This is a genomic window from Micromonospora sp. NPDC047670, from assembly GCF_043204915.1.
GTDB lineage: Bacteria > Actinomycetota > Actinomycetes > Mycobacteriales > Micromonosporaceae > Micromonospora.
In genome coordinates, this window is sequence record NZ_JBIDDA010000018.1 from 99360 (window position 1) to 120153 (window position 20794).

General features: G+C 73.0%; 15 protein-coding genes. 8 read left to right on the forward strand and 7 right to left on the reverse strand.

Going from position 1 to position 20794, the window contains the following annotated elements; genetic code table 11:
- Positions 1 to 309: 309 nt before the first annotated feature.
- Complete coding sequence (locus tag ACGF7U_RS28820; RefSeq protein ID WP_393111963.1) at positions 310 to 777, reverse strand: hypothetical protein; 468 nt, start codon at positions 775 to 777, stop codon at positions 310 to 312.
- A 770-nt stretch (positions 778 to 1547) separates the two neighbouring features.
- On the opposite strand from ACGF7U_RS28820, the gene ACGF7U_RS28825 reads away from it, so the two are divergent.
- Positions 1548 to 1676 carry a hypothetical protein gene (locus ACGF7U_RS28825; RefSeq protein WP_393111965.1) on the forward strand — a complete coding sequence of 43 codons (129 nt, stop codon included), beginning with the start codon at positions 1548 to 1550 and terminating at the stop codon, positions 1674 to 1676.
- A gap of 10 nt (positions 1677 to 1686) precedes the next feature.
- Here ACGF7U_RS28825 and ACGF7U_RS28830 read toward each other — a convergent pair whose 3' ends face one another.
- The 3 genes from ACGF7U_RS28830 to ACGF7U_RS28840 form a co-directional block, all read right to left on the reverse strand.
- Positions 1687 to 2292: a dihydrofolate reductase family protein gene (locus ACGF7U_RS28830; protein WP_393111967.1), complete on the reverse strand. Its 606-nt coding sequence runs from the start codon at positions 2290 to 2292 to the stop codon at positions 1687 to 1689.
- Positions 2293 to 2453: 161 nt separating this feature from the next.
- Positions 2454 to 4598 carry an RNA polymerase recycling motor ATPase HelR gene (gene helR, locus ACGF7U_RS28835; protein ID WP_393112003.1) on the reverse strand — a complete coding sequence of 715 codons (2145 nt, stop codon included), beginning with the start codon at positions 4596 to 4598 and terminating at the stop codon, positions 2454 to 2456.
- 480 nt (positions 4599 to 5078) lie between these two features.
- The gene (locus tag ACGF7U_RS28840; RefSeq protein WP_393111969.1) at positions 5079 to 5645 is read right to left on the reverse strand and encodes a uridine kinase; all 567 of its coding nucleotides are present in this window, start codon (positions 5643 to 5645) and stop codon (positions 5079 to 5081) included.
- 88 nt (positions 5646 to 5733) lie between these two features.
- Here ACGF7U_RS28840 and ACGF7U_RS28845 point away from each other — a divergent pair, with 88 nt between their 5' ends.
- On the forward strand, positions 5734 to 7344 hold the full coding sequence (locus tag ACGF7U_RS28845; RefSeq protein WP_393111971.1) for an OmpA family protein: 1611 nt from the start codon (positions 5734 to 5736) through the stop codon (positions 7342 to 7344).
- A gap of 102 nt (positions 7345 to 7446) precedes the next feature.
- Here ACGF7U_RS28845 and ACGF7U_RS28850 read toward each other — a convergent pair whose 3' ends face one another.
- Entirely contained in the window at positions 7447 to 8424 is a 978-nt protein-coding gene (locus tag ACGF7U_RS28850) for an Lrp/AsnC family transcriptional regulator (protein WP_393111973.1), read from the reverse strand.
- Between the two features lie 86 nt (positions 8425 to 8510).
- On the opposite strand from ACGF7U_RS28850, the gene ACGF7U_RS28855 reads away from it, so the two are divergent.
- On the forward strand, positions 8511 to 10013 hold the full coding sequence (locus ACGF7U_RS28855) for an MFS transporter (protein ID WP_393111975.1): 1503 nt from the start codon (positions 8511 to 8513) through the stop codon (positions 10011 to 10013).
- An 88-nt stretch (positions 10014 to 10101) separates the two neighbouring features.
- Here the strand turns inward: ACGF7U_RS28855 and ACGF7U_RS28860 are convergent, their stop codons facing one another.
- Entirely contained in the window at positions 10102 to 10842 is a 741-nt protein-coding gene (locus ACGF7U_RS28860) for an AraC family transcriptional regulator (RefSeq protein WP_393111977.1), read from the reverse strand.
- A 54-nt stretch (positions 10843 to 10896) separates the two neighbouring features.
- On the opposite strand from ACGF7U_RS28860, the gene ACGF7U_RS28865 reads away from it, so the two are divergent.
- The gene (locus ACGF7U_RS28865) at positions 10897 to 12051 is read left to right on the forward strand and encodes an MFS transporter (protein WP_393111979.1); all 1155 of its coding nucleotides are present in this window, start codon (positions 10897 to 10899) and stop codon (positions 12049 to 12051) included.
- Positions 12052 to 12093: 42 nt separating this feature from the next.
- Here the strand turns inward: ACGF7U_RS28865 and ACGF7U_RS28870 are convergent, their stop codons facing one another.
- Positions 12094 to 12681, reverse strand: a complete 588-nt coding sequence (locus ACGF7U_RS28870; protein ID WP_393111981.1) for a TetR/AcrR family transcriptional regulator — start codon at positions 12679 to 12681, stop codon at positions 12094 to 12096.
- Positions 12682 to 13060: 379 nt separating this feature from the next.
- On the opposite strand from ACGF7U_RS28870, the gene ACGF7U_RS28875 reads away from it, so the two are divergent.
- From ACGF7U_RS28875 to ACGF7U_RS28890, 4 genes are all read left to right on the forward strand, one after another.
- Positions 13061 to 13630 (forward strand): dihydrofolate reductase family protein, encoded by a 570-nt coding sequence (locus tag ACGF7U_RS28875; RefSeq protein WP_393111983.1) that lies wholly within the window; start codon positions 13061 to 13063, stop codon positions 13628 to 13630.
- Positions 13631 to 13826: 196 nt separating this feature from the next.
- Positions 13827 to 14495 carry a hypothetical protein gene (locus ACGF7U_RS28880; RefSeq protein WP_393111985.1) on the forward strand — a complete coding sequence of 223 codons (669 nt, stop codon included), beginning with the start codon at positions 13827 to 13829 and terminating at the stop codon, positions 14493 to 14495.
- A 283-nt stretch (positions 14496 to 14778) separates the two neighbouring features.
- Positions 14779 to 15636 (forward strand): DUF4132 domain-containing protein, encoded by an 858-nt coding sequence (locus tag ACGF7U_RS28885; protein ID WP_393111987.1) that lies wholly within the window; start codon positions 14779 to 14781, stop codon positions 15634 to 15636.
- 5 nt (positions 15637 to 15641) lie between these two features.
- Entirely contained in the window at positions 15642 to 20687 is a 5046-nt protein-coding gene (locus ACGF7U_RS28890; protein ID WP_393111989.1) for a hypothetical protein, read from the forward strand.
- Positions 20688 to 20794: the final 107 nt, after the last annotated feature.

A 20794-nucleotide genomic window follows, 5' to 3' on the forward strand; every position in this document is an offset into this window, starting at 1 on the left:
TGATGCCACCTGGGTTGGCCGCCGTGCGGTCGGTCCCGTCGAGGCGATCCGACGGCCGTACCCACCGGTCGTCGACTGTCCCTTCCGGCACTCCCGCGGGTCTGACACGCGGGACCCTCGCTGCCGTCGAATGGGAAGCGTCGCTGTGCCTGCCGCCGGCGGTTACCGGTGCTCGGCCAGCTGCTGGTGCCCGTGTCCTCAACGCGTTCCCGCGCCGTCCCATGATGCGCAGACAGGGTCGACGCGGGTCCAATGAGGTTCACCAGGTCGGGGTTCGCCGTCGGCGGACCCCGACCTGGTGCCGGCCGACTACGCTTCGTTCCCGCAGTGGTGCACCGCTCTGTCGGCGTTGGTGAGGCACGCCACGACGTACAGGTTCTTGGCGTAGTCGATGGTCTTCACCCAGCTGACGGTCTCACCGAACTCCCAGGCGCGATGCTCGACCGGCGGGACGTAGTCGTACATCCTGTCGCCCCGGTTGTAGTGAAAATATATGGTCGCGCCGGCGCCGTTCCTGGCGTTGTCGGTGACCGAGTACCAGGTCTTGGTGTGGTACAGATCGGTGCCGGCCATCCGCTGCCAACACAGCGTGGCTCTCACTACGGCACCGTTGCCGTTCCAGGCGTTGTCGGCGGTGACGGTGCGGCCGTTGCTGAACCCCTCCTGAGTGCAACGGGCCGGGGGCGCGGCAGAGGCCGGATCGGCGATCGCCACGCCGCCGATGGTGACGACCATCGGTAGCAGCGCACTGAGAATGTGGCGGACCTTCGTGTGCATAACAATTTCCTCCGACGTCTCGAACGGAATTAGCCTCGCATCGTGTCCCGTGTCATTTCTGGCCACCCGGTCATGCTTTCCGCCAAGGCTTTCCTCCTCCCCGTGTCGCGACCACCTGTCGCGGCTCGCGCCTGCTGCTTCCCTGCGGTTCTGCCCACGGCCGCGTAGGGGCCGTGCCCGACCGGCGCATGCCGTCGGTTGTCGATCCAATCGGTGCGGCGCCCGATTCGCGCCCGCATGACGCCCGACGGACGCGCGGGCGGTATCGACCGTCGGGCGTATGCGGCGTCCGGGCCTGCCCGGGCCACTGCCGGACCAGCCGTTGCGCTGCCAGAGCCCGGGTCCCCGGCGTCGGCCGCCCCGGCGGCCGGCGGCACCCGACCGGGGTGGGCGGATCGCCGCCCGCGCCGCGGGCCGCGGGGCACAGGTCATGCTCTGGCGACCCACCGCGCCGGCGTCCGCCGGCCCGCCGGGCAGCGTCACAGCCCCGTTCACCGGACGCATCACCAGACACCTCGTCCGGCCACTGGGCGATGCTGGTCAGCCGCCCGCGTACGGCCGGGGTGATCCGTCAGTTGGCGGCGGCCGGCAGACCATCGACCGGGACATGCTGCTGACCAACGCCTCGCTGTACTGGTTCACCGGCACGTCGGGTTCGTCCTCGTGGCCGATGTATGACCGGGTGACCCTGGCCGCGGACGGCGGTTTCGCCTGGCCGAAGGGGCAGAACCGGGTTCGACCAGTGTGGGTTGTCGTCCATCGTCGCGGTCGTGCGCCACGAGAACACGGCTTCCCGCCACCTGCTGCACAAGGTGGGCATGCGTCCGGAACGCGACGGCACCTTCTACGGTGCCGACGCCACACTGTTCCGGATCACTCCCGGCGGCCTTCGCCGGTGAGCCGCTCCGACTACGCCGGCTCCTGACCGGCGCGGTCGTAGGTCAGGAACAGCGCGCCGCTGCCGAGTACGGTGTGATCAGCCAGCTTCCAGGTGCGCGGCTCGAAGACGGCGTCGCGGCCGAACAGCGGGATGCCGGCGCCGATGGTCAACGGGGCCAGCTTGACGATGAGCCGATCGATCTCGGGATAGAGGGCGCCGGCCAGGGCGCCACCGCCGATCACCCAGATGTCCTTGCCGTCCTGCTGCTTGAGCGCGCGTACGGTGGCGATCGGGTCACCGGAGACCACCTCGACGGCCGGGTCCGGGCTCTCGGCGAGCGTGCGTGAGAACACCAGGTGGCGCAGGTGCGGATACGCGTCGGTGATGCCGGCGTCCAGCCCGATTTCGTAGGAGTGGCGCCCCTCGAGGACGGTGTCGAACCGGGTGCCCTCGGCGGTGACGCCGAGCGCCTCCCGGGCCGGGGCCGGCAGGGTCTCCGGGTACTCGGTGACGAGGTGCCCCAGGTAGTCCTCGGGGATCGGCCAGAACCCGCCCGGACCCGTGGGATCCGCGCCGTCGGGCCCGGCGATGAACCCGTCCAGGGTGGTGGCGACGTAGTAGACGAGCTTGCGCACGAACGTCTCCCTGCTAAAGGTGTCGGATGGTGGACGGCGATGGCGCGGGAGTGTTGCGGCGCGGGCACCGTTGTCGGATCTCCCCGATCGGCGGCGGTCGCCCAGGCGCCTCGCGCACCCGGCGGAGGATAGCGTTCCTCATGATCAGGTGGTGATCGCCGTCAGGGGCTCGTGAGGATGACGAGTTGCTGGGTCGCTCGCGTCATCGCCACATAGCGGTCGACCGCCCCTTCGACGCCCTCGCCGAATGCCTCCGGGTCGACGAGGACGACCAGGTCGAACTCGAGCCCCTTCGACAGCTCCGGGGTCAGGGACCGGACGCGGGACGTCGGTCGGAATGTGGGATCGCCGATGACGCAGGCGGTCCCGTCGGCGTGCGCGGCGAGCCAGGTGTCGAGCACGGAGCGCAGATCGGAGACGGATCCGTGTAGGACGGGGACCCCGCCGCTGCGGATGGAGGTCGGCACGTTGGCGTCGGGAAGCGCGGCCCGGATGACCGGCTCGGCTTCCGCCATGACCTCTTCCGGCGTCCGGTAGTTGATGCCCAGGGAGGCCGTCGCGATCCGGTCGAGCCCGATCCGCTCGAGTCGTTCCCGCCACGACTCCGTGAACCCGTGCCGGGCCTGGGCGCGGTCCCCGACGATGGTGAAGCTGCGGGACGGGCAGCGGAGCAGCAACATCTGCCACTCCGCGTCGGTCAGTTCCTGAGCCTCGTCCACGACGATGTGCGCGAACGGGCCGGCGAGCCGGTCCGGCTCGGCGCTGGGCAGTGCGGCCTCGTCGACCAGGGCATCCTGAAGATCCAGTTGGCGCAGGCTCGACAGCACCCCTTCGCCGTCGTCGTAGGCGTGGGCCTCGATCAGTTCGTCGACGACCGTGGCCATGCGTTCCCGTTCGACGGCGACGGTGGCGTCGTGCCGGCGGTTGCGCCGTGACGCCTCCGGATCGCCGAGCCGCTGCCGTGCCGCGTCCAGGTACGGCAGGTCGGACACCGTCCAGGCCCGGGCGTCGCCGCGCTGTAGCTTCCGGATCTCGTCGGGGCTGAGCCACGGAGCGCACCTGTGCAGGTAGGCGGGCACCGACCACAGGTCTCCGACGAGGTCGGTCGCTTCGAGCAGCGGCCAGGCCCGGTTGAAGGTCGTGCGCAGTTCCCTGTTCTGCAGCAGCGCCCTGCGGACCAGATCCTCCGGCTCGTCGCCGTCGTACTTCTCCATCAGGATCGTGAGCAGTTCCGCCCAGATCTCGTCACGCGCCTCGTTGTGCGGGGTGCCGGGCCCCGCCGCCTCGAACGCCTGGGCCCAATCGTCGGCGCTCAACCAGATGTCGGACTCGCCCGTCGTGACGGTCATCGGTTTGGCCGGCGGCTCCTCGTAGAACCTGACGGCTGCCTCGATCGCCTTGACCAGGTCCGCGGACGACTTCAGGCGGGCCACGTCCGGGTCGGTCTCGACGGTGGCCGCGGCTCCCTCGGGCACGAGGTCGCGCAGGGTGCAGGTCTGCACGTCCTCCTCGCCGAGGCTGGGGAGGACGTCGGAGACGTAGGCCAGGTAGGGCTGGTGCGGACCGACGAACAGCACGCCGCCCCGGCGGGGACCGAGACGCGGATCGGCGTAGAGGAGGTAGGCGGTGCGGTGCAGGGCGACGACGGTCTTCCCCGTGCCCGGACCGCCGTCGACGACGAGAGCGCCGCGGGACTCCGCCCGGATGATGGCGTCCTGGTCGGCCTGGATGGTGCCGAGCACGTCCCGCATCCGGCTCGACCGGCTGCCGCCCAGGCTGGCGATGAAGGCGGACTGGTCGTCGAGCGCGGCGTGCCCTTCGAACCCGTCCGCGGTGAACACCTCGTCCCAGTAGTCACTGATCCGGCCGCGGGTCCAGCGATACCTGCGGCGGCTCGCCAGACCCATCGGGTTGGCATGGGTCCCTCCGAAGAACGGCTCCGCCGCGGGGGAGCGCCAGTCGAGCAACAGCCGACGACCCGCGCTGTCCGTGAGGCCCCGTCGTCCGACGTACACGGGCTCGGGGTTGTCCACGCTGACCATGCGTCCGATGCACAGGTCCAGGCCGAAGCGACGCAGTGCGCGCAGGCGAGCGGTCAGCCGGCGCACCTCCTCGTCCCGGTCCACCGCCTGCCGGCCCTTGCCGCCGGGCGCCCTGCGCGCGGCATCGAGGCGGTTTGACAGGTCCGCGGACAACTGTTCGAGGCTCTCCGCGAGGGCCGCGAAGTGCCGCTCGTCGCGGGCGATCAACGTCGAATCGGCCTTGGGGGAGAGGTGCTCGGGAAGGTCAAAAACGCTCTCGGTCAAATTCAATTCATCAAATCCGTTTCAAGTCGCTTGCAACCATTGCGTGGCGAGGCCCTGCGCCGCGGCCCTTGCCGGGGGCCGACCGGTCGAGCAGCAGTGCCGCGGTCACCGCTGCTCCACCGGTGCGGATCGTGCCGGCCGCGGCGTTCGCCCGTACGCGGGTTGGGCGGTCGGGTCCGCCCCGAGCGCGGACCCGACGTCCGTCGGCGCGCGCATCCGGACCTCCGCGCCGGGTTCCCGCAACCGAACCGCCGGCCCCACCGGCGGTTCGACGACCCCGCGCGGCCGACATGTCGACAACAACGCACGCATTTGTGAGTTCCATTTCTGCGGGATCCTGGCCTCGGCGGACGATTGTGCGGCACGACCCGGGTCTTGCCGCAAGGCCCCCGCTGCGTTATATTCTGAAAATGGAAAGGAGCGAATAGACTCTTTCCATTGATCGTCCGCTGGACGGACGCCCCGAGTGGGAAGCGTTGGTCAACAACCGTGCGCGGCGGTGTCGATGACGATGTCGGCGCGGCCCCGGGTTGCGTCGGCGGTGAAGAAGCGCTCTTCCTCGATCATCCAGCGTCTCCACAGGTCCCCGGCGCCAGCGAAGGAACGGTCGCGGGCGAGGCCGCGCGCCAGTCGCACCGGTGCAGGCGCGTCAACCCAGACGGCGTAGGCGATCCGGCCGACCGTGTCGCGGCGCGTGCAGGTGACGCCTTCGAAGATGACTGTGGGCGACCAGGGCTGGGTCTTCCACTCGCCGAGGGATGAGCCGTACCAGTCGCTCCAGTCCCTGGCCTGGTAGACCGCGTCCCTGCCTGCGACGAGCGGCGTGAGCACCTGGGCGTCGAAGCGGGGCCACCAGCCGGCGAAGCAGTCCCAGGAGACGAAGTCGTCGATGGCGATGACGGGGGCGGAGAGTCGGACGGCGAGGCGGGCGGCCAGGTGCGACTTGCCCGCTCCGCTGGGACCGTCGACGCCGATGATCCGGATGCCGTTGATCGACTCACGCGCCGCGACAGCCGCCGCGATCTCCTCGACGACGTCGGTAGCCACGCGACGGACGTTACCGTCGCGCGACGAGGTGGCCGATGCGTCGGGTGGGCGTGCCGGTGCGTACCGACCGTTCTACTACGATTCCCCGGTGCGGATCTTCACCTACCGCCGCGCACTTCTGGCCCTGATGCCGGTGCTGCTCGTACCGACGGCGTGCACCGCGGATCCGGCCACCGAGGCGCGGCCCCATGCCTCCACACCCGCCCGGCCGGGTGCAGCCGTCGGGGCCGGTACGCCGGCCGCGCGGGAGGGAATCTTCGACGTGAGCCGGACCAACGACGCGCGGTTCCGGGTGGTCGTCGACGCCGTCCTGCGCGACACCGCACGCACCGTGCTGCGGGTCACCGTGACCAACCTGGAGTCGACCGGGCAACTGGGCATCGACCGGTTCGGCGACTCGGGCTCCGACTACTCGTTCGGCGGGTTCAAGCTGCTCGATCCGGTGGGCGGGCGGCTGTACCACGGTTACCGGGAGCGGGGGGTGGACGGGCTGGGCTTCGGCAGCCGGCTCAGGGGCGTCACGCTCCAGCCCGGTGTGCACTACTCAGCGGTGGTCTACTTCCCGCCGCTGCCGGCGACCGTCACGGCGGTGACCGTGTTGTCTCCCGGAACCACCGGCGAGTTCACCGGCGTACCGGTCACGAACGGCAGCCATACCGCCAAGCCGGCGGCCAGTGACGGCGCCGCCGCCGGCCAGGAGCTCATGGCGCTGAACGCGCCCAGGCCCGCCGGCTCCGTCGTCGAGCTGCCGGCGGTGGAGCCGGCGGCCGACGCGTGGAGCCTCGCCGCCGCCGTGTACGGGCCCAGTGCCGGCGTGGACCGGGAGACCCTCACCTCGGCCGAGCAGCGGTCGGTGGCGCTTCGCTCCGACATCCTGTTCCCCTTCGGTAAGGCCACGCTGACCGCGGAGGCGCACACGCTGATCAGGTCCGCCGCCGAGGACATCGCCGCCAGGGCCGCGCCGGACCAGGCGATCACCGTGGTGGGGCACACCGACGGCATCGGCTCGAACACCGACAACCTCGCGCTCTCGCAGCGGCGAGCCCGCTCGGTCGTCGCCGCGCTGCGTACCGCACTGGGGGACGACCGCAGGTTCACGGTCACCGGAAAGGGCGAGACCGAGCCCCTCGCCGAAGAGCGGAACGCCGACGGCTCCGACAACCCCGCCGGCCGGGCCCGCAACCGTCGCGTCGAGATCAGCTACCCGCCCGCCGCCACCGCCGTCACACCGCAGCCGGGCGCCCCGGCTTCCGCCGCCCCGCCGGCCGCGGAGACACCGGTGGTCGCCGAGCGCGACGGCACGTCGGACAGCCGCAGTGACTCGGCCGGACCGGTACGCTTCCACCTCACCGTGCGCCCGTTCCACCGTGACGGCGACTACCTGGTGGCGGTCTTCGACCTGGCCAACACGTCCGGGACGAAGCTCGACACGCACTGGGGCTATTTCCGGTCACCGACCCACCCCGGGCCGTCGTACGCATCGTTCGCCGTGGTGGATCCCGCGACCGGCACGGCGTACCGCACCGCGTACGTCACCGTCGACGGCGTCAAGCGTCACCTCGACGGGCGACCGCACAGTCTCACCAGCGCCGAGCCGCAGCGGGCCTACATGTACGTCCCGGCCCCACCCGCCGGGGTGACCGCGGTGACCTTCGACGCCGGCCCGTTCGGGAAGATCGAGAACGTCCCGATCCGCTGAACCCAGCGTCCGTCGAGGCGGAGCTTGGCGCGGCCGGCGGTCGTGTCCGTACCGCGTTCGCGGGTGCGGCTGGCGCGCGGTACGCCGCTGACCGGCCGGCGACTACGGGACCAGCAGCGTGCCGGCGCCCTTGACCCGCCGCACGACGGGCGCGGTCTCCGCGCGCGACACGCCGGGAAGTGCGCCGATGCCGTTGGCGAGGTACTCGTACAGCGCGGTCAAGTCCTGGCAGATCACGGACGCCGCGACGTTCGCCGGCCCGGTGGTGGCCGCGGCGTAGCCGATCTGCGGGTGGGCCGCGAGCGCCCGGGTGACGGCGGTCAGGGCGGCCGGGGTGACGGTGAGCCACAGCATCGCCTCGGCGGTGTAGCCGAACAGGGCGGGCTCGACCTCCACGTCGAAGTAGAGCACGTCGCTCCGGTGCAGTTGCGCGACGCGGCGTCGTACGGTCGTCTCCGACCAGCCGGTGGCTGCCGCCAGGGAGGGGTTGCTGGCGCGGCCGTCCCTGGCCAGCGCGGTGAGCAGGTGGTTGTCGGCGGTGGTGAGCGTGATCCGCTCGCCGGGCGGCGCGGCCGCGTCCGGTGCCGGACGTAGGGCGGCGACCTGGGCCGGTTCGAGCGCGGCGGTGCGGCCGGGCCAGCCGTTGGTGCCGGCCACGGCCCGCAGCATGCAGTGCGCGGTGACGGTCGTGATGCGCGGCGAGCGGGGCAGCTTCTGCAACAGCAGTTCGCCCTCGGCGGTCTGCGCCCGGGTCCGGGTGATGCAGGTGATCTCGGTACCGCCGGACAGGAGAGTGACCCAGGAGGTGTCGGCCCGGCGGGCCAGCGCGGTGGCCACCGGCACCGCGGCGTCGGGCGTGCACCGCATGCGCACCAGCCAGTCGACGTGGCCGAGTGCCGCAGCGTGGGGGAGCCCGACCACGCGCAGGGCGCCGGCCGAGCGCAGCCGCCGGTAGCGCCGGGCGATCGTGCGGTCGGACGTGCCGAGCACGGCGGCGATCTGGCTGAACGGGGCGCGGCCGTCGATCTGCAACGCGTGGGCGAGTTGGCGGTCGAGTTCGTCGAGCGTGAGTGGATCCACCGCCGAACCGTAGCAGCGCGTCGGATTCCGCCATCCTCGCGCGGGCGGACGCCGGCATGACCCGCCGGCGGGCACGCTTTCGAGTCATGCGCAAATGGTTGCCGTTGCTCGCGGTCTCGTTGAGCACATTCATGCTGCTGGTGGACCTGACGATCGTCAGCATCGCCGCGCCGGACCTCGCCGCTGAGCTGCACTCCTCGTTCGCCGCGCTGCAGTGGACCGTCGACCTGTACGTCCTGGTGCTGGCTGCTCTGCTCATGGCGGCCGGCTCGCTCTCCGACCGGCTCGGACAGCGGCGCGTCTTCGTCGCCGGTCTGGTCGTCTTCGCGGTCGCGTCGCTCGCCTGCGGGCTGGCGCCGAACATCGACGTACTCATCGCCGCCCGGGGCGTGCAGGGCCTCGGCGCGGCGGCGATGTACGCCACCAACGCCGCGCTGCTCGCCGCGGCCTACGCCGGCCGGGACCGCTCGGTGGCGTTCGGCGTGTGGGGCGCCGCAAACGGCGCCGCGGCGGCCGCCGGGCCGATCCTCGGCGGGGTGCTGACCGAGCACGTGGGCTGGCGGTCGATCTTCCTGGTCAACCTGCCGGTCGCCGCGGTGGCCGTGCTGTTCGCCCGAATGGCCCTACCCGACCGTCGGGGCACCGCCGCCGGGCGGCTCGACGTGCCCGGCGTCGCGAGCTTCACCGTCGCCGCGACGCTTGTCGTCTATGGCCTCATCCACGCCGGCGAAGCGGGCTGGGCCGACCCGGTGACGGTGGGCGCGCTGGCCGCCGGCGTGGCGGCGACCCTGGTGTTCCTGCTGCTGGAGCGGCGCCGGGCCGACCCGATGCTGGACCTGGCGTTGTTCCGGCGACCGGCGTTCTCCGTGCTGATGATCGGCGCGGCGGCGCTGACCGCGGCGGCCTTCGCCAATCTGGTGTTCGTCTCGCTGTGGGCACAGTCGGTGCTCGGCCTCGGCGCGATGACGGCCGGGCTGGTGCTTGCCCCGATGGCGGTGGTCGCGTTCGTGGTGGCCGGCGCTGGCGGGCGGCTGCTGCACGCCGTCCCACCACGGCACAGCATCGGGTGGGGCCTGCTGCTCGTCGCCGCGGGCACCGCGCTGTGCACGATGGTCGGCCCGGACTCCGGCTGGGGCGCGCTCGTGCCCGGACTGTGCGTGGCCGGCATCGGCGTGGGCTTGAGCACGCCGGTGCTGGCCTCCGCGGCGCTGAGCGTGGTGCCGCCGGACCGCGTCGGCATGGCCAACGGCGCGTCGAACACCTTCCGGCAACTCGGCTACGCCCTGGCGCTGCCCGTCTTCGCCACCGTGGTGACCAGTCAGGCCGGCGACGTCCTGACTGGCGCCGGGGCCATCGCCGGACCGCAGGCGGCGGCCAAGCAGCTCACCAGCGGCGGGTACGAGGAACTCCTCGGACACGTACCCGCCTCGGTGCTGCGCGCCGCCTACGCCGCGGGTCTGGACCGGATCTTCCTGATCAGCGCCGTCCTGGCCGCGGTCGCCGGGGTGGCGGTCCTCGTGCTGCTACGTCCGCCAGCCAGTACGGGGGCGGCCGACGAGCCAGCCACCGCCGGGGTGGGCCGCGGCTGAACCGGTGCGCAGACGCCCGCGGGCCCGGCCTGTCCCGCGGGCGTCTGCGCGCCAACGGCAGGCGGCGCGGGCCGGACGGACTCCCGGCTCACCGCAGATGCGTACCGGGCGTGTGCCCGAAGGCCCGCCGGAAGACGTCGATGAAGGCGCTCGCGGACGCCCACCCGCAGCGCCGCGCCACGGTGGTGACCGGGGTGTCGTCGGCGAGCAGCAGGAGCGCGTGGTGCAGGCGCAGCTGGGTGCGCCACTGCGGGAAGCTCATGCCGAGCTCGGACCTGAACAGCCGGGTCAGCGTACGGTCGCTCGCGCCGACCTCGCGGCCCAGCGCGGCCAGCGTGCGTCCGTCCGCCGGGTCGGCGCGCAGGACCGCGCAGAGTGCGGCGAGCCGGGCGTCGGTGGGATTCGGCAGGTGGAGGGGCTGCTGCGGCGAGATGCGGAGCTGGTCGAGCAGGACCCCGCGCAGCCGTTCACGCTCCGGGCTGGCGTCGTCCGGCTGGCGGGTGTAGGCCAGGATCAGCTCGCGCAGCAGTGGACCCACGCTGAGCACGGTGGGCCGGTCGAGCGTCAACGGGTTCTCCTCCGCGGGCAGACCGACCAGGTGCAGCTCGGACCTGCCGTGGGCCTGGTGTGCGTGGACGGTCCCGGCGGGGATCCAGATCGCCCGGGTCGCGGGCGCCACCCAGGAGCCCGCGTCCGTGTCGATCGTGAGCACGCCCCGACCGGCGTAGACGATCTGGTGGTCGTCGTGCCGGTGAGCGGTGATGCGAGCTCCGGCGGCCAACCACTGGGCCCGGGTCGGGGCGACGGCGACGTGGCGGGTTCCAGGCATCGGTTGGCAGTTTATCGGAAGCGCGACAGGTCGCCGGCTGGCCAGGATGGCGACGTGCGAAAGAGCAGATCGATCGCCCTGCTGTCGGTGGGGCACGCGTGTGTGGACGTCTACCAGGGTGCGGTGGCCGCGTTGGTGCCGTTCTTCATCGCGGAGCGGTCGTACACGTACGCCGCTGCCTCGGGCGTCGTGCTGGCCGCCTCGTTGCTGTCCTCGCTCGCGCAGCCGCTGTTCGGCGCGCTGACCGACCGGTGGGCGATGCCGTGGCTGCTGCCGGTCAGCACCGTGCTGGCCGGGATCGGCATCGCCCTCGGCGGCGTCAGTGGTTCGTACGCGCTGACGCTGGTGTTCGTCGCCATCGCCGGCATCGGTGTGGCCGCCTACCACCCCGAGTCGGCCCGCCTCGCCCGCCAGGCCAGTCGTGGCAGCCACACCGCGATGGGCTGGTTCTCCCTCGGCGGGAACCTCGGCTTCGCCTGTGCGCCGCTCATGGTCACCGTGGTCGTGGCAGGGGGCGGCCTGAGGCTGACTCCGGTGCTCATCATTCCCGCCCTGGTCGGGGCCGCGTTGTGCGTGCCGGTGCTACGCGCACTGCATGCCGGGTCCGGCTCCCGCGCCGTGGCCCGGGCGGGCGAGGACGACCTCAGGTCGTTCGCCGTCCTGTTGCTGGCCCTGATGTGCCGATCCGTCGTCTTCATCGGCTTCAGCACCTTCATCTCGCTCTACGCCCGGGAGCGCACCGGCGGCGGCGCCGCGGCCGGCGCCGTCGCGCTCTTCCTGCTCTACCTGGGCGGCGCGGTCGGCACCGTGGTCGGCGGTCGGCTGGCCGACCGACGGGACCGGGTCACCGTCGTCCGCGGGTCCTGTCTCCTGACGCTGCTCGCCGCCACCGGGGTGGTCTTCGTACCCGGGCCGGCCCTCTACCTTTTCGTGGCGCTCACCTCCGCCGGCCTCTACATCCCGTTCTCGCTGCAGGTCACGCTGGGTCAGGACTACCTGCCCAACCACGTCGGCACCGCCAGCGGAATCACGCTGGGCCTCACGATCAGCTTCGGCGGCCTGGCCAGCCCGCTCATCGGCGCACTCGCGGACGCCACGTCGCTGCGCACGGCACTCACGCCGCTGATCGCCCTGCCGGCCGTGGCCTGGCTGCTGGTCCGACTCCTCGCCGAACCAGCGGCACCACGCCGCACCGACCCGGCGCCCTAGCCGCACCGCCCAGGATGGTCGGCCGCTCCCCGGTGCCGGTCGCTAGTGGCCGGTCTCGCCGGGCCCGACGATCCGTTCGACCATGTCGGCGACGAGCCGGTCCTGCGAGTAGGGGGCCAGCGTGTCGGGCACCGTCAGCTCGTCGACCAGCAGTCCGCTCATGGCGAGGTAGAGCAGGACCACTGTGGTCTCGTCACCGGGCAGTCCCGCGCCGAGGTGGAAGCGGATGCCGTCCTGGAGGTTCGCGGTGAACACCTTCGTCAGCGCCGCCCGCAACTCGGGTCGGCGGGTGGCTTCCAGGCGTAGTTCCAGCATGGCGAGATAACTGCTGCGGTCACGGCGCATGCGCTCCAGCAGGTCCTGCATCAGGCGGGTCACCAGTTGGCGGTCCCGTGGCGCCTGCAAGGTCTTGCTCACCGTGGCCTCGGCGGGGGACAACCGCTCCCGGGTCCGTTGGGTGATCTGGTCGAGCAGGTCGTCTCGGTTGGTGAAGTAGTTCGACGTGGTGCCGGTCGGCACCCCCGCCTGGGCATCGACAGCGCGGAAGGTCAGCCCGCGCGACCCGTTGCGGGCCAGGACCTCGATGGCGGCGTCGAGCAACGCCGTACGTCGTTCCGGGTTCTGGCGCACAGGCCCTCCTCGTCTTGCCCCGTTGACACCGCTACAAGTGTAGTACTACATTCAAACCACTCCAGATGGAGTACTTCACCTGACGTGTTAAGGAGCATCACCAGATGCGAGCCCCCGACCCCACTGACCTGCCGTCGTTCGCGCCGCGTGCCACGCCCGCCCCGGCCCAGCCGGGTGCCCGAACTCGACTCCAGCCCATGCCCGCCTCCTCGGGGAGGCTGACCAACCGATCCGGTCACGATCGCCGGCGGCACACCGCCGTACCGCGATCGGTCGCACCGCGGAGGCCGCTGCCGAAGCCCGGCGGTCGCGGCTGACCCGTCGGCCGCCGGCCCGCCGGCGCCACCCGGAGCCACATCAGCAACAAGTAAGGACTCGCATGCGAAAGCTGACCTACTACATCGCCGCCACCCTCGACGGCTTCATCGCCGGCCCGGATGGACAGTTCGACTTCTTCCCGATCGACCCGGACCTGGCGGCGGCCATGAACGCGGAGCAGCCGGAAACCGTGCCGACCCGGTTTCGCTCGCTGGCGGGGCTGGCCGACGCGGAAAACCGGCGGTTCGACACGGTTCTGATGGGCCGCGGCACCTACGAACCCGAGTACAAGAAGGGCATCACCAGCCCGTACGCGCACCTGCGGCAGTACGTCTTCGCGCACACCGACACCGCGTGGGATCCGCAGGTGGAGGTCGTCGACGGCGACCCCGTCGCCTTCGTCCGCCGACTCAAACAGCAGCCGGGCAAGGACATCTGGCTGTGCGGCGGTGGCAGGTTGGCCGGCCAACTGAGCATCGAGATCGATGAGCTGACGATCAAGCGCTACCCGCTCGTCATCGGCGCCGGCATCCCGCTGTTCGCCGGCCCGTTCACCCCGACCGGCTTCGCGCTGGCCGAAACCCGGACCTTCGCCTCGGGCGCCACGGTCACGACGTACACGAGGACGTGAGCCACCGGGTGCACCGGGCTTCGCCGTACCGCACGACACCGGCCCGCCCGGCCGGGCTCCCGGCCGGGCCGGAGCGAGGGCGAGCCTCCAGGCGGCGCACCATCCGCCCCGGTCGCGACGCACCCGGTAGGCCGAGCGAGCGGCGAACCTCGGGAGGCTCCAGCTCCGGGCGCGTCGAGCGGTTACGGTGTACCGGATGATCACTCCCGCGCAGACGACGAACCGGCTGAACAAGGACATCGGCGCCGTGGTGCGGCCGCTCGGCTTCCGCGGCACCCGCGGGAGCTGGTCGGTGGTCACGACCGACGGCGTCGCGCAGGTCAACGTCGGACGGAGTGTCATGCGCAGCGTCCGCGGCGGCACGATCTTCGTCAGCGTGGGCATCGGTGTGGTGCCGGTCGCGTGGTGGGAGTACGTGAACTGGCGCGCCGCCCGCTGGGGTCAGCCTCCGATCCCGTTGGACGGAAACGCTGTCTCCTACCGGATCGGGTTCGTCGAGACCCGCCACTGCCCGGAGGACAGCTACCACCACCTGCGCCTGGACCCCGGCAGGCACCCGGCGACGGTGACGACGACCGAGGAGCTCGACCACGCCGCGGCGCTGCTGGTCGGCGCGGCCGAGAAGCTCGCCCACACCGCGCTCGACCTGCTCCGGCCGGGCCGTTACCTCGAGGCGCTGCGCGGCATACGCGATTTCAGGGGCGCGATGTGGGAGCCGCTGGTGGTGCTGCTCGCCGAGGGCGGCCCGTCGGCCGATCTCGATGCCGCGATCGAGGCCATGCGCGCCGACTACGCCAACCACGGCTTCGGCCCACCCGACATGGAGATCGAGTACGCCCGCATGCGGGCCGCGGCGGCGGTGTGAGCGAGGCCGGCCCGCGCAGCGTCCGTTCTGATGTGATCTAGATCACTGCCCTTCGTTCCGCCGGGCCCTCGCCCGGCCCTCCGAAGTGGAATCGCGCCGCCGGGACCTGCGTCTCCGGCAGGTCCCGGCCCCGGCGTCCCGCCGGCTCCGCCCTGCGCGCCCATCGCCGCCCCGCCGACGGATCTCTGTCGTGTCGGTCACTACTGTTAGCGTGCCCTCGTTGTTGATCACGGCCGATTCCTCACGAAATCTGGCTGTTCTGCCACTGCGGAGGGTGTTCCTGATGGGCTGGCTACCGGTGGGGGACTCGTACGAGATCTCTCTCGTGGACGGAAAGGTGGCGGCCCGGTCCACCGGCCCACGGGCCGGTCGCCGTCCACTGAAGACCCTGCCGAAGGTGCTGCGCGACAACCCCGAGGTGGAACGGTTGCGCCAGCTTGCCCAGTGGCTGGATCGGCACGCCGCCGAATGCCTGGCCCGGGTCGACGCCTGGGTGGTGTCCTCGCTGCCGGTGCCGACCGGGCTGCTGGCCCGGGTCTGGCCGGACCCGGCCTGGCGGGACGCGCTGCGCGACCTGGTGGTGCTCGGGGACGACCCGGCGGAGCCGGGCTTCCTGCGGGACGTCACCGCCACCGGCGACCTGCGCGTGGTCAACCTCGACGGGGAGACCGTCCGGCTCTCGCCGGCCAGCGCCACGCTGCCACACCCGGTGCGCCTGCCCGACCTGGCCGATCTGCGCGAGTTCGCCGACGAACTGGACGTCAGCCAGCGGATCGAGCAACTGCACCGGGGCACCTGGCGCAAACCCGACGGCCTGAAGGAACGCGACACCACGATCACCGACTTCCGCGGCACCACGGTTCCCAACCGGCTGGCCGCCCGGGCCGCGACACTCGGCTTCCGGGTCACCGGCTCCCAGGTCACGTGCCGGGTCTGGGAGGCCGGCCGCACGGTCGAGGCCGCCATGTGGTTCGACGAGGACTACTGGGACTCCGAGGCGACCCTGGGCACCCTCTCCTGGTCGGTGGTGGACGGACCGACGCTGCGGTTGACCGAGGTCGGGCCGGTGGCCTGGTCGGAAGGAATGCGGATGGCGACGGCCCTGTCCGGCGCCGTGACCGGAATGGGGAAGAAGGCGTGACCGGGATGACGACGACGGCCGGCGAGGACTCGGTCGAGAGCCTGCTGAGCGCCGGTGCGGTGCTGCCGACCGACACCGCCGGGGCCGGCGACCGGGCGGTTCCCCTCACCGCCCGCACCTACCGGCACCCGGTCCTCGACGACCGGCCGGTGGTCCGCCTGGTCGACGCCGCCCTGGGCGAGGGCGAGGACATGGCCGTCGGGTTCCTCGGCCTGGCGCCGGGTGCCGAGCCGGCCGTCGTCGGGCTGGGCCCCCGCCGCCCGTTGGCCTTCCCGGAGTGGGTGCTGGTACACCACCCGGCGGACGGCCGGCACGCGCTGGCGGTGGTGCCGGAGTTGCAGAAGCTGGCCAAGCAGGTGCGGTCGCGGCCGAAGGCCGCCCTGGACGGGCACCAGGCCATCGCCGACCGGCTCGCCCGTACGCTGCCGCACTTCCTGCCGACGTTCTTCGAGCAGGCGGCGCGGGTGTTCCTGGCCGCCGGGCAGGACACCTACGCGCTTCAGCTGTTCAACAAGGCGCGCAAGGCGGAGGCGCAGCACGGCCTGCCGGTCGACCCGGACCGGCTCGACGAGGTCTACGCGGAGTTCACGGCGGCCAAGGTGGTCTCCGCGACCGCGTTGGCCGCGTACGCGAAGGAGCTGTCCGCCCAGTTGCCGGCCGACGAGGCGCTGGACCGGTTCTGCCGCCTGGCGCTGCGGGCCGCGGCCGCCGGGGTGGTTCCGTCCACGCAGTCGGCCAACGCGGTGAACCGGCTGGTCCGGGCCGCCACCAAGGCCGTCGGTAAGGCCGGCGCCGCCGCCGTCGTCGACCGCGAGGCGGCCTACCTGACCGAGCTGCTCCGGCTGCCGGTGGCCGCCGAGGCGCCGGCCGGCTGGTGGAAGGCGCACCTGCCGGCGGTGACGGCGCTGGCCGGCCGCGACCCGGCGATCCGCGGCAGCCTGCTCGATCTGATGCCCGCCGACCGGGACGACCTGGTCGCCTGGCTGACGGTGTTGGCCGACACCGGGGCGCTCGCCGGACTGTCCGACCCGGACGTGCCGGACCCGGCCCGCCCGCGCGACGGCTCCGTCGGCTGGCTGCGCCGCTTCGTGAGCCGGGCCAAACTGGACAGCTACCGTTCCCTGCCGCAGCTGTACCCGCTCGTCGAGCGGATGGCCGGCCGGCTGCGCGCCGAGCTGGCCGACAGCGGCGAGACCCTCGGCGCCGACGGGGGCCTGGATCTGCTCGACCTGCTGCTCGCCCTCGACCTGCCGGTGGCCCCGCCCAAGGAGCGCGACGCCCTGGACCTGGCGCGTTGGGTCAACGTCGGGGGCGAGCGGGAGCTGCTGGCCGTGGCCGGCGACGACCGGTTCACCGGCGCCCTGCGCCGGGGCCTCGACCGGCTCGACGACAATCAGTCCGCCCTGCGCCGGTTGGCCGGCACGCCGGGCATCAGGCCGTTGCTGACCGAGTGGCTGCGGGCCCGGATCCGCGACCGTCTCACCACCGGACTGCCGTACCTGCCGGAGTCGGTGGACTGGCTGGGCAGGCTCCCGGTCGAGGCGCTGCGCCTGGTGTCCGGCGACACCGACCCCTCCGGTCACACCGGTCCGGGCGGCGACCTCGGACAGGCCCTCGACATCGACCTCGCCGAGCGCGTCGCCCGCGCCCTGCGCGGCGGGATCGTCGACGAGCTGGGCTGGCCGGCCTGGGAGCTGGCCTGGCAGGAGGTGACCGGCGGAGACCGCCGGGTCGAGGTGACCTACCAGGAAGCCTGGCCGTACGTGATCCTGGGCGGGCCGACCACGGTGCGCGTGCTCGGCGCCGAGGGCATAGTGCTCCGCCACGACCTGCGCATCCCGGCCGGCGACATGTATGGTCAGCCCGGCTACCACTACGTCGACGGCCACCTGCTGGTCTACTGGCGTTCCCAGGCGCTCGACTACGACCTGCGCGGCTACTGGCACTCCTCGCCCGGCGAGCTGCAGCACATCCAGGGTTCTTTCCACGGCAGGCAGCCGCGCTCCAACGAGACCACCCTGCCGCTGGCGGGTGGCGGGCGGACGACCGGCGCCGGCGTGCTGCACGTCGGTGACACCGCTGTTCCCTCCGAGCGGCCGGTCATCACCGACGGCACCTCCTACTGGGTCTACTGCCACAGCGCGGATGACGGCAGCTACGGCTGGCGCGAGTACGACCCGGTCGGCAACACCCACGGTCGGCGCAGCCTGCCCCGGTTCCTGGCCGACCTCCCGGTCGGTGGAAGCCGTCTCCAGGAGTCGGCCAGCTGGCTGCGGCCGGCCCTGTCCGACCGGGCCACGCCGGCCGCCGTTCCGGTGGACGGTCTGCTGGGCTGGCGGGTGGTCACGCTGCCGGACGGCTCGGTGCGCGGCGAGGACCTGGCCGGTCGTAGCGTCACCGTGGCCGCCGGACAGGAACCGGTCGCGGCGTTGGTGCTGCCCGGCGACGACCGGCCCCGGGCCGTTCTCAGGGGTTTCGTCCTGGTCGACCCGGACGGGATGGTGTCGGCCGCTGCCGGCCCGCCGTCCAGCCGGGACTACACGCCGGGCGCGATTCCGCTGCCGGCACGGAGGTTCCTCGGCAACATGCTGCCGCGTGACCCGGCCGGCTCCACCGCCCTGCGCCGGATGGACCGGGAAACCTCCGCCGCGCTGCTCAAGGTCGCCGTCGACGAACGCCGCGCCGACCTGGCCGAGAAGGCCGCGCGGGCGGCGACCCGAACCGGGCTGACCGCGGCCACGCAGGCCATCACCGGCCTGCCCGTCGCCGTCCCGGCGTCCATGGTCGGCGTACCGGCCGGCCCCTCCGGCCCCGGGCCCGCCACCGCCGACGAGGACGACAGGGACGCGCTGGTCGAGCTGGTCCGCTCGACGGTGCCGGCGGTCAGCAGCGACGCCGTGCTGGCCGGGGTGGCGGGGGTGCTGCGACTGGCCGCCCGGGTGCGCACCGACCTGGACGCGGTGGCCGAGCGGCTCACCAGGTCGTTGTCCGCGCCGAAGGCGGTGGTGCCGGCGGCCACCGCGACCGGACCCACCGACGAGCAGCTCTACCTGGCGCTGGACGGTCTACGTGGATCAACGTACGGGGGAGTCCCCTCGATCCGCGCCTTCAGCCAGTTCCAGGCGTTCGCCGCCCAGCGGTCCGCCGCGAGCGGGAGCGCAGCCGCCGTACGGCTGCACCTCGACGGACCGTCGCTGTCGGGCTCGCTGGACTGGTGGTCCCTGCTCGGCGGTGTCGCGGCCGTCGCCTACCGGGCCGTTGCGGCGGTCACCCCGGACGACCACCGGGAGACGCTGCGCGCCCTGCTCACGGAGCTGAACCGGCTCGACCTGAGCGCGGCGGCCGAACCGGCCCGGTGGCGCTGGTTCGAGCTGCACCTGCTCGACGACGACCTGAACGGCCCCGACGGCAGGCGCCGGTCGCCCCGGCCGGGCATCCTGCCGTTGCCCGACGGGGCGTTCATCGCCGTCCTCCACTCCGGCGGCACGACCACCGGCTACTCCCTCGACGCGCTGTACCACGACCCGGCGGGCGCGTTCGCCGTGCCCGAGCCGTACACGGTGCGGTCCTCGGCACCCGTCGGCGACGAACGCCCGGCCGGCTGGCTGGCCGGTTTCCTCGCCGAGTGGGCGGCGCGCGGCCCGCTGCCCTGGCGGCCGGAGGCGGCCGAGCGGTTCGCCGAGCTGACCGGCGTCACCCCCACCGCCGCGAAGCTGGTGCTGGCCGGCCTTCCGTACGCGGACTCGGCGAACACCGTGCCGGCCGAGCTGCGCAAGGCGCTCGGGATCAAGCAGGTCGGCGAGGTCAAGCTGGCCTTCGGGGTGCTGCGCGAGGCCCGCCCGAAGGTGCGACGGGCCGTGGTCTCGGCGCTGCTGCCCGACGACCCGGCCCGGCTGTGGACCGACGGTCCGGACGTGGCCGCCGCCGCGGCGGCCTGGAACGCCGCCCTGGGGCGCCGGGTGGCGGTGCCCGAACAGCTGCTCGCCGACGCGGTGCGCGGGGTCCGCACCGGCTGGGGGCCCGCGAAGGCGTTGCCGGCGCTGCTCGACCCGACCCGTTCGGCCGAGCTGAGCACCGACCTGGCCTTCGAGATCAGGGGCGACCGGGCCCGCGAGGCCGACGACCGGGCGGTGGGCTTCACCGGTGAGGTGCTGCGCTCCGCGGTGGCCCTGGCCGCCTGGGTCGCCCACCACACGCCAGCCGGCGACCCGTCCCGGGCCGCGCTGCCGGCCGCGCTGGCCGCGATCCGGGCCCGGCTGGCCAACCCCGGCCTGCTGCTCGACCTCGACCGGTACGTCTCCCTGCCCGCGTTCCGTCAGGTGGCGGGCACCCCGTCGGAGACCGGCCCCGGCTGGGAGCGGTACGGCGCGATCGTGCTGGCCACGCACGACAGCCAGCCGTCGCCCGCGCTGCGGCCGGACCTGCTCGACGCCGACGGGACGGACCCGTACCTGCCGGCGCTGCGCCACGACGCCGCCAAGCCGTACCCGACGGAGGTGGCGCTGCGCCTGGCCCGCGACCCGCGCTTCGCGGCGCTGCTCGGCGACCCGGGGGAGCCGCACGGCGGCGCGCGGGCGGCGGACGGGACGTGGTGGCCGCAGGATCCGACCCGCTCGGTGCCCGACGTGGTCGCCGAGGTGGCCGGGGAACACGCCCTGGGCGCCGACGCGGCGGCGGTGTACCTGATGCTGCTGGCCATGCCGGACCCGACCGACCGCAACACGGCGAAGTGGACCGGCTGGAAGCCGGCCCGGCTGAAGGCGGCCCGCGCCGAACTGGCCGGCACCGACCTGGTCGTCGAGGCCAGCCGGTCCCGGGCCGGCCGGTCGCTGTTCCTGCCCGGCCCGTGGCTGGAGCGCGGCAGCGGGCAGGCGCCGATCGAGGGCTGGAAGGTCGCCCTGTTCGACCTCGCGCCCGACGGCACGGCCGGGCTCGGCGTGACCGTGCCGTTCGAACCGGCGGCCGACCTCTACCGGCGGGCCTGGCGCCGCCTCCGCGACGGCGATCGCCCCCGGTTCGACAACCTGCCCACCCGCGGCACCCGCCGCTGACCCCGACGTGGTGTGGGCGTGGGGGGGGGGGGGGGGGGGGGCGCCGCGCGGGCCCGGCGCCCCCCCCCCCCCCGCCGCCCCCCCCCCCCCCCCCCCCCCCCCACCCC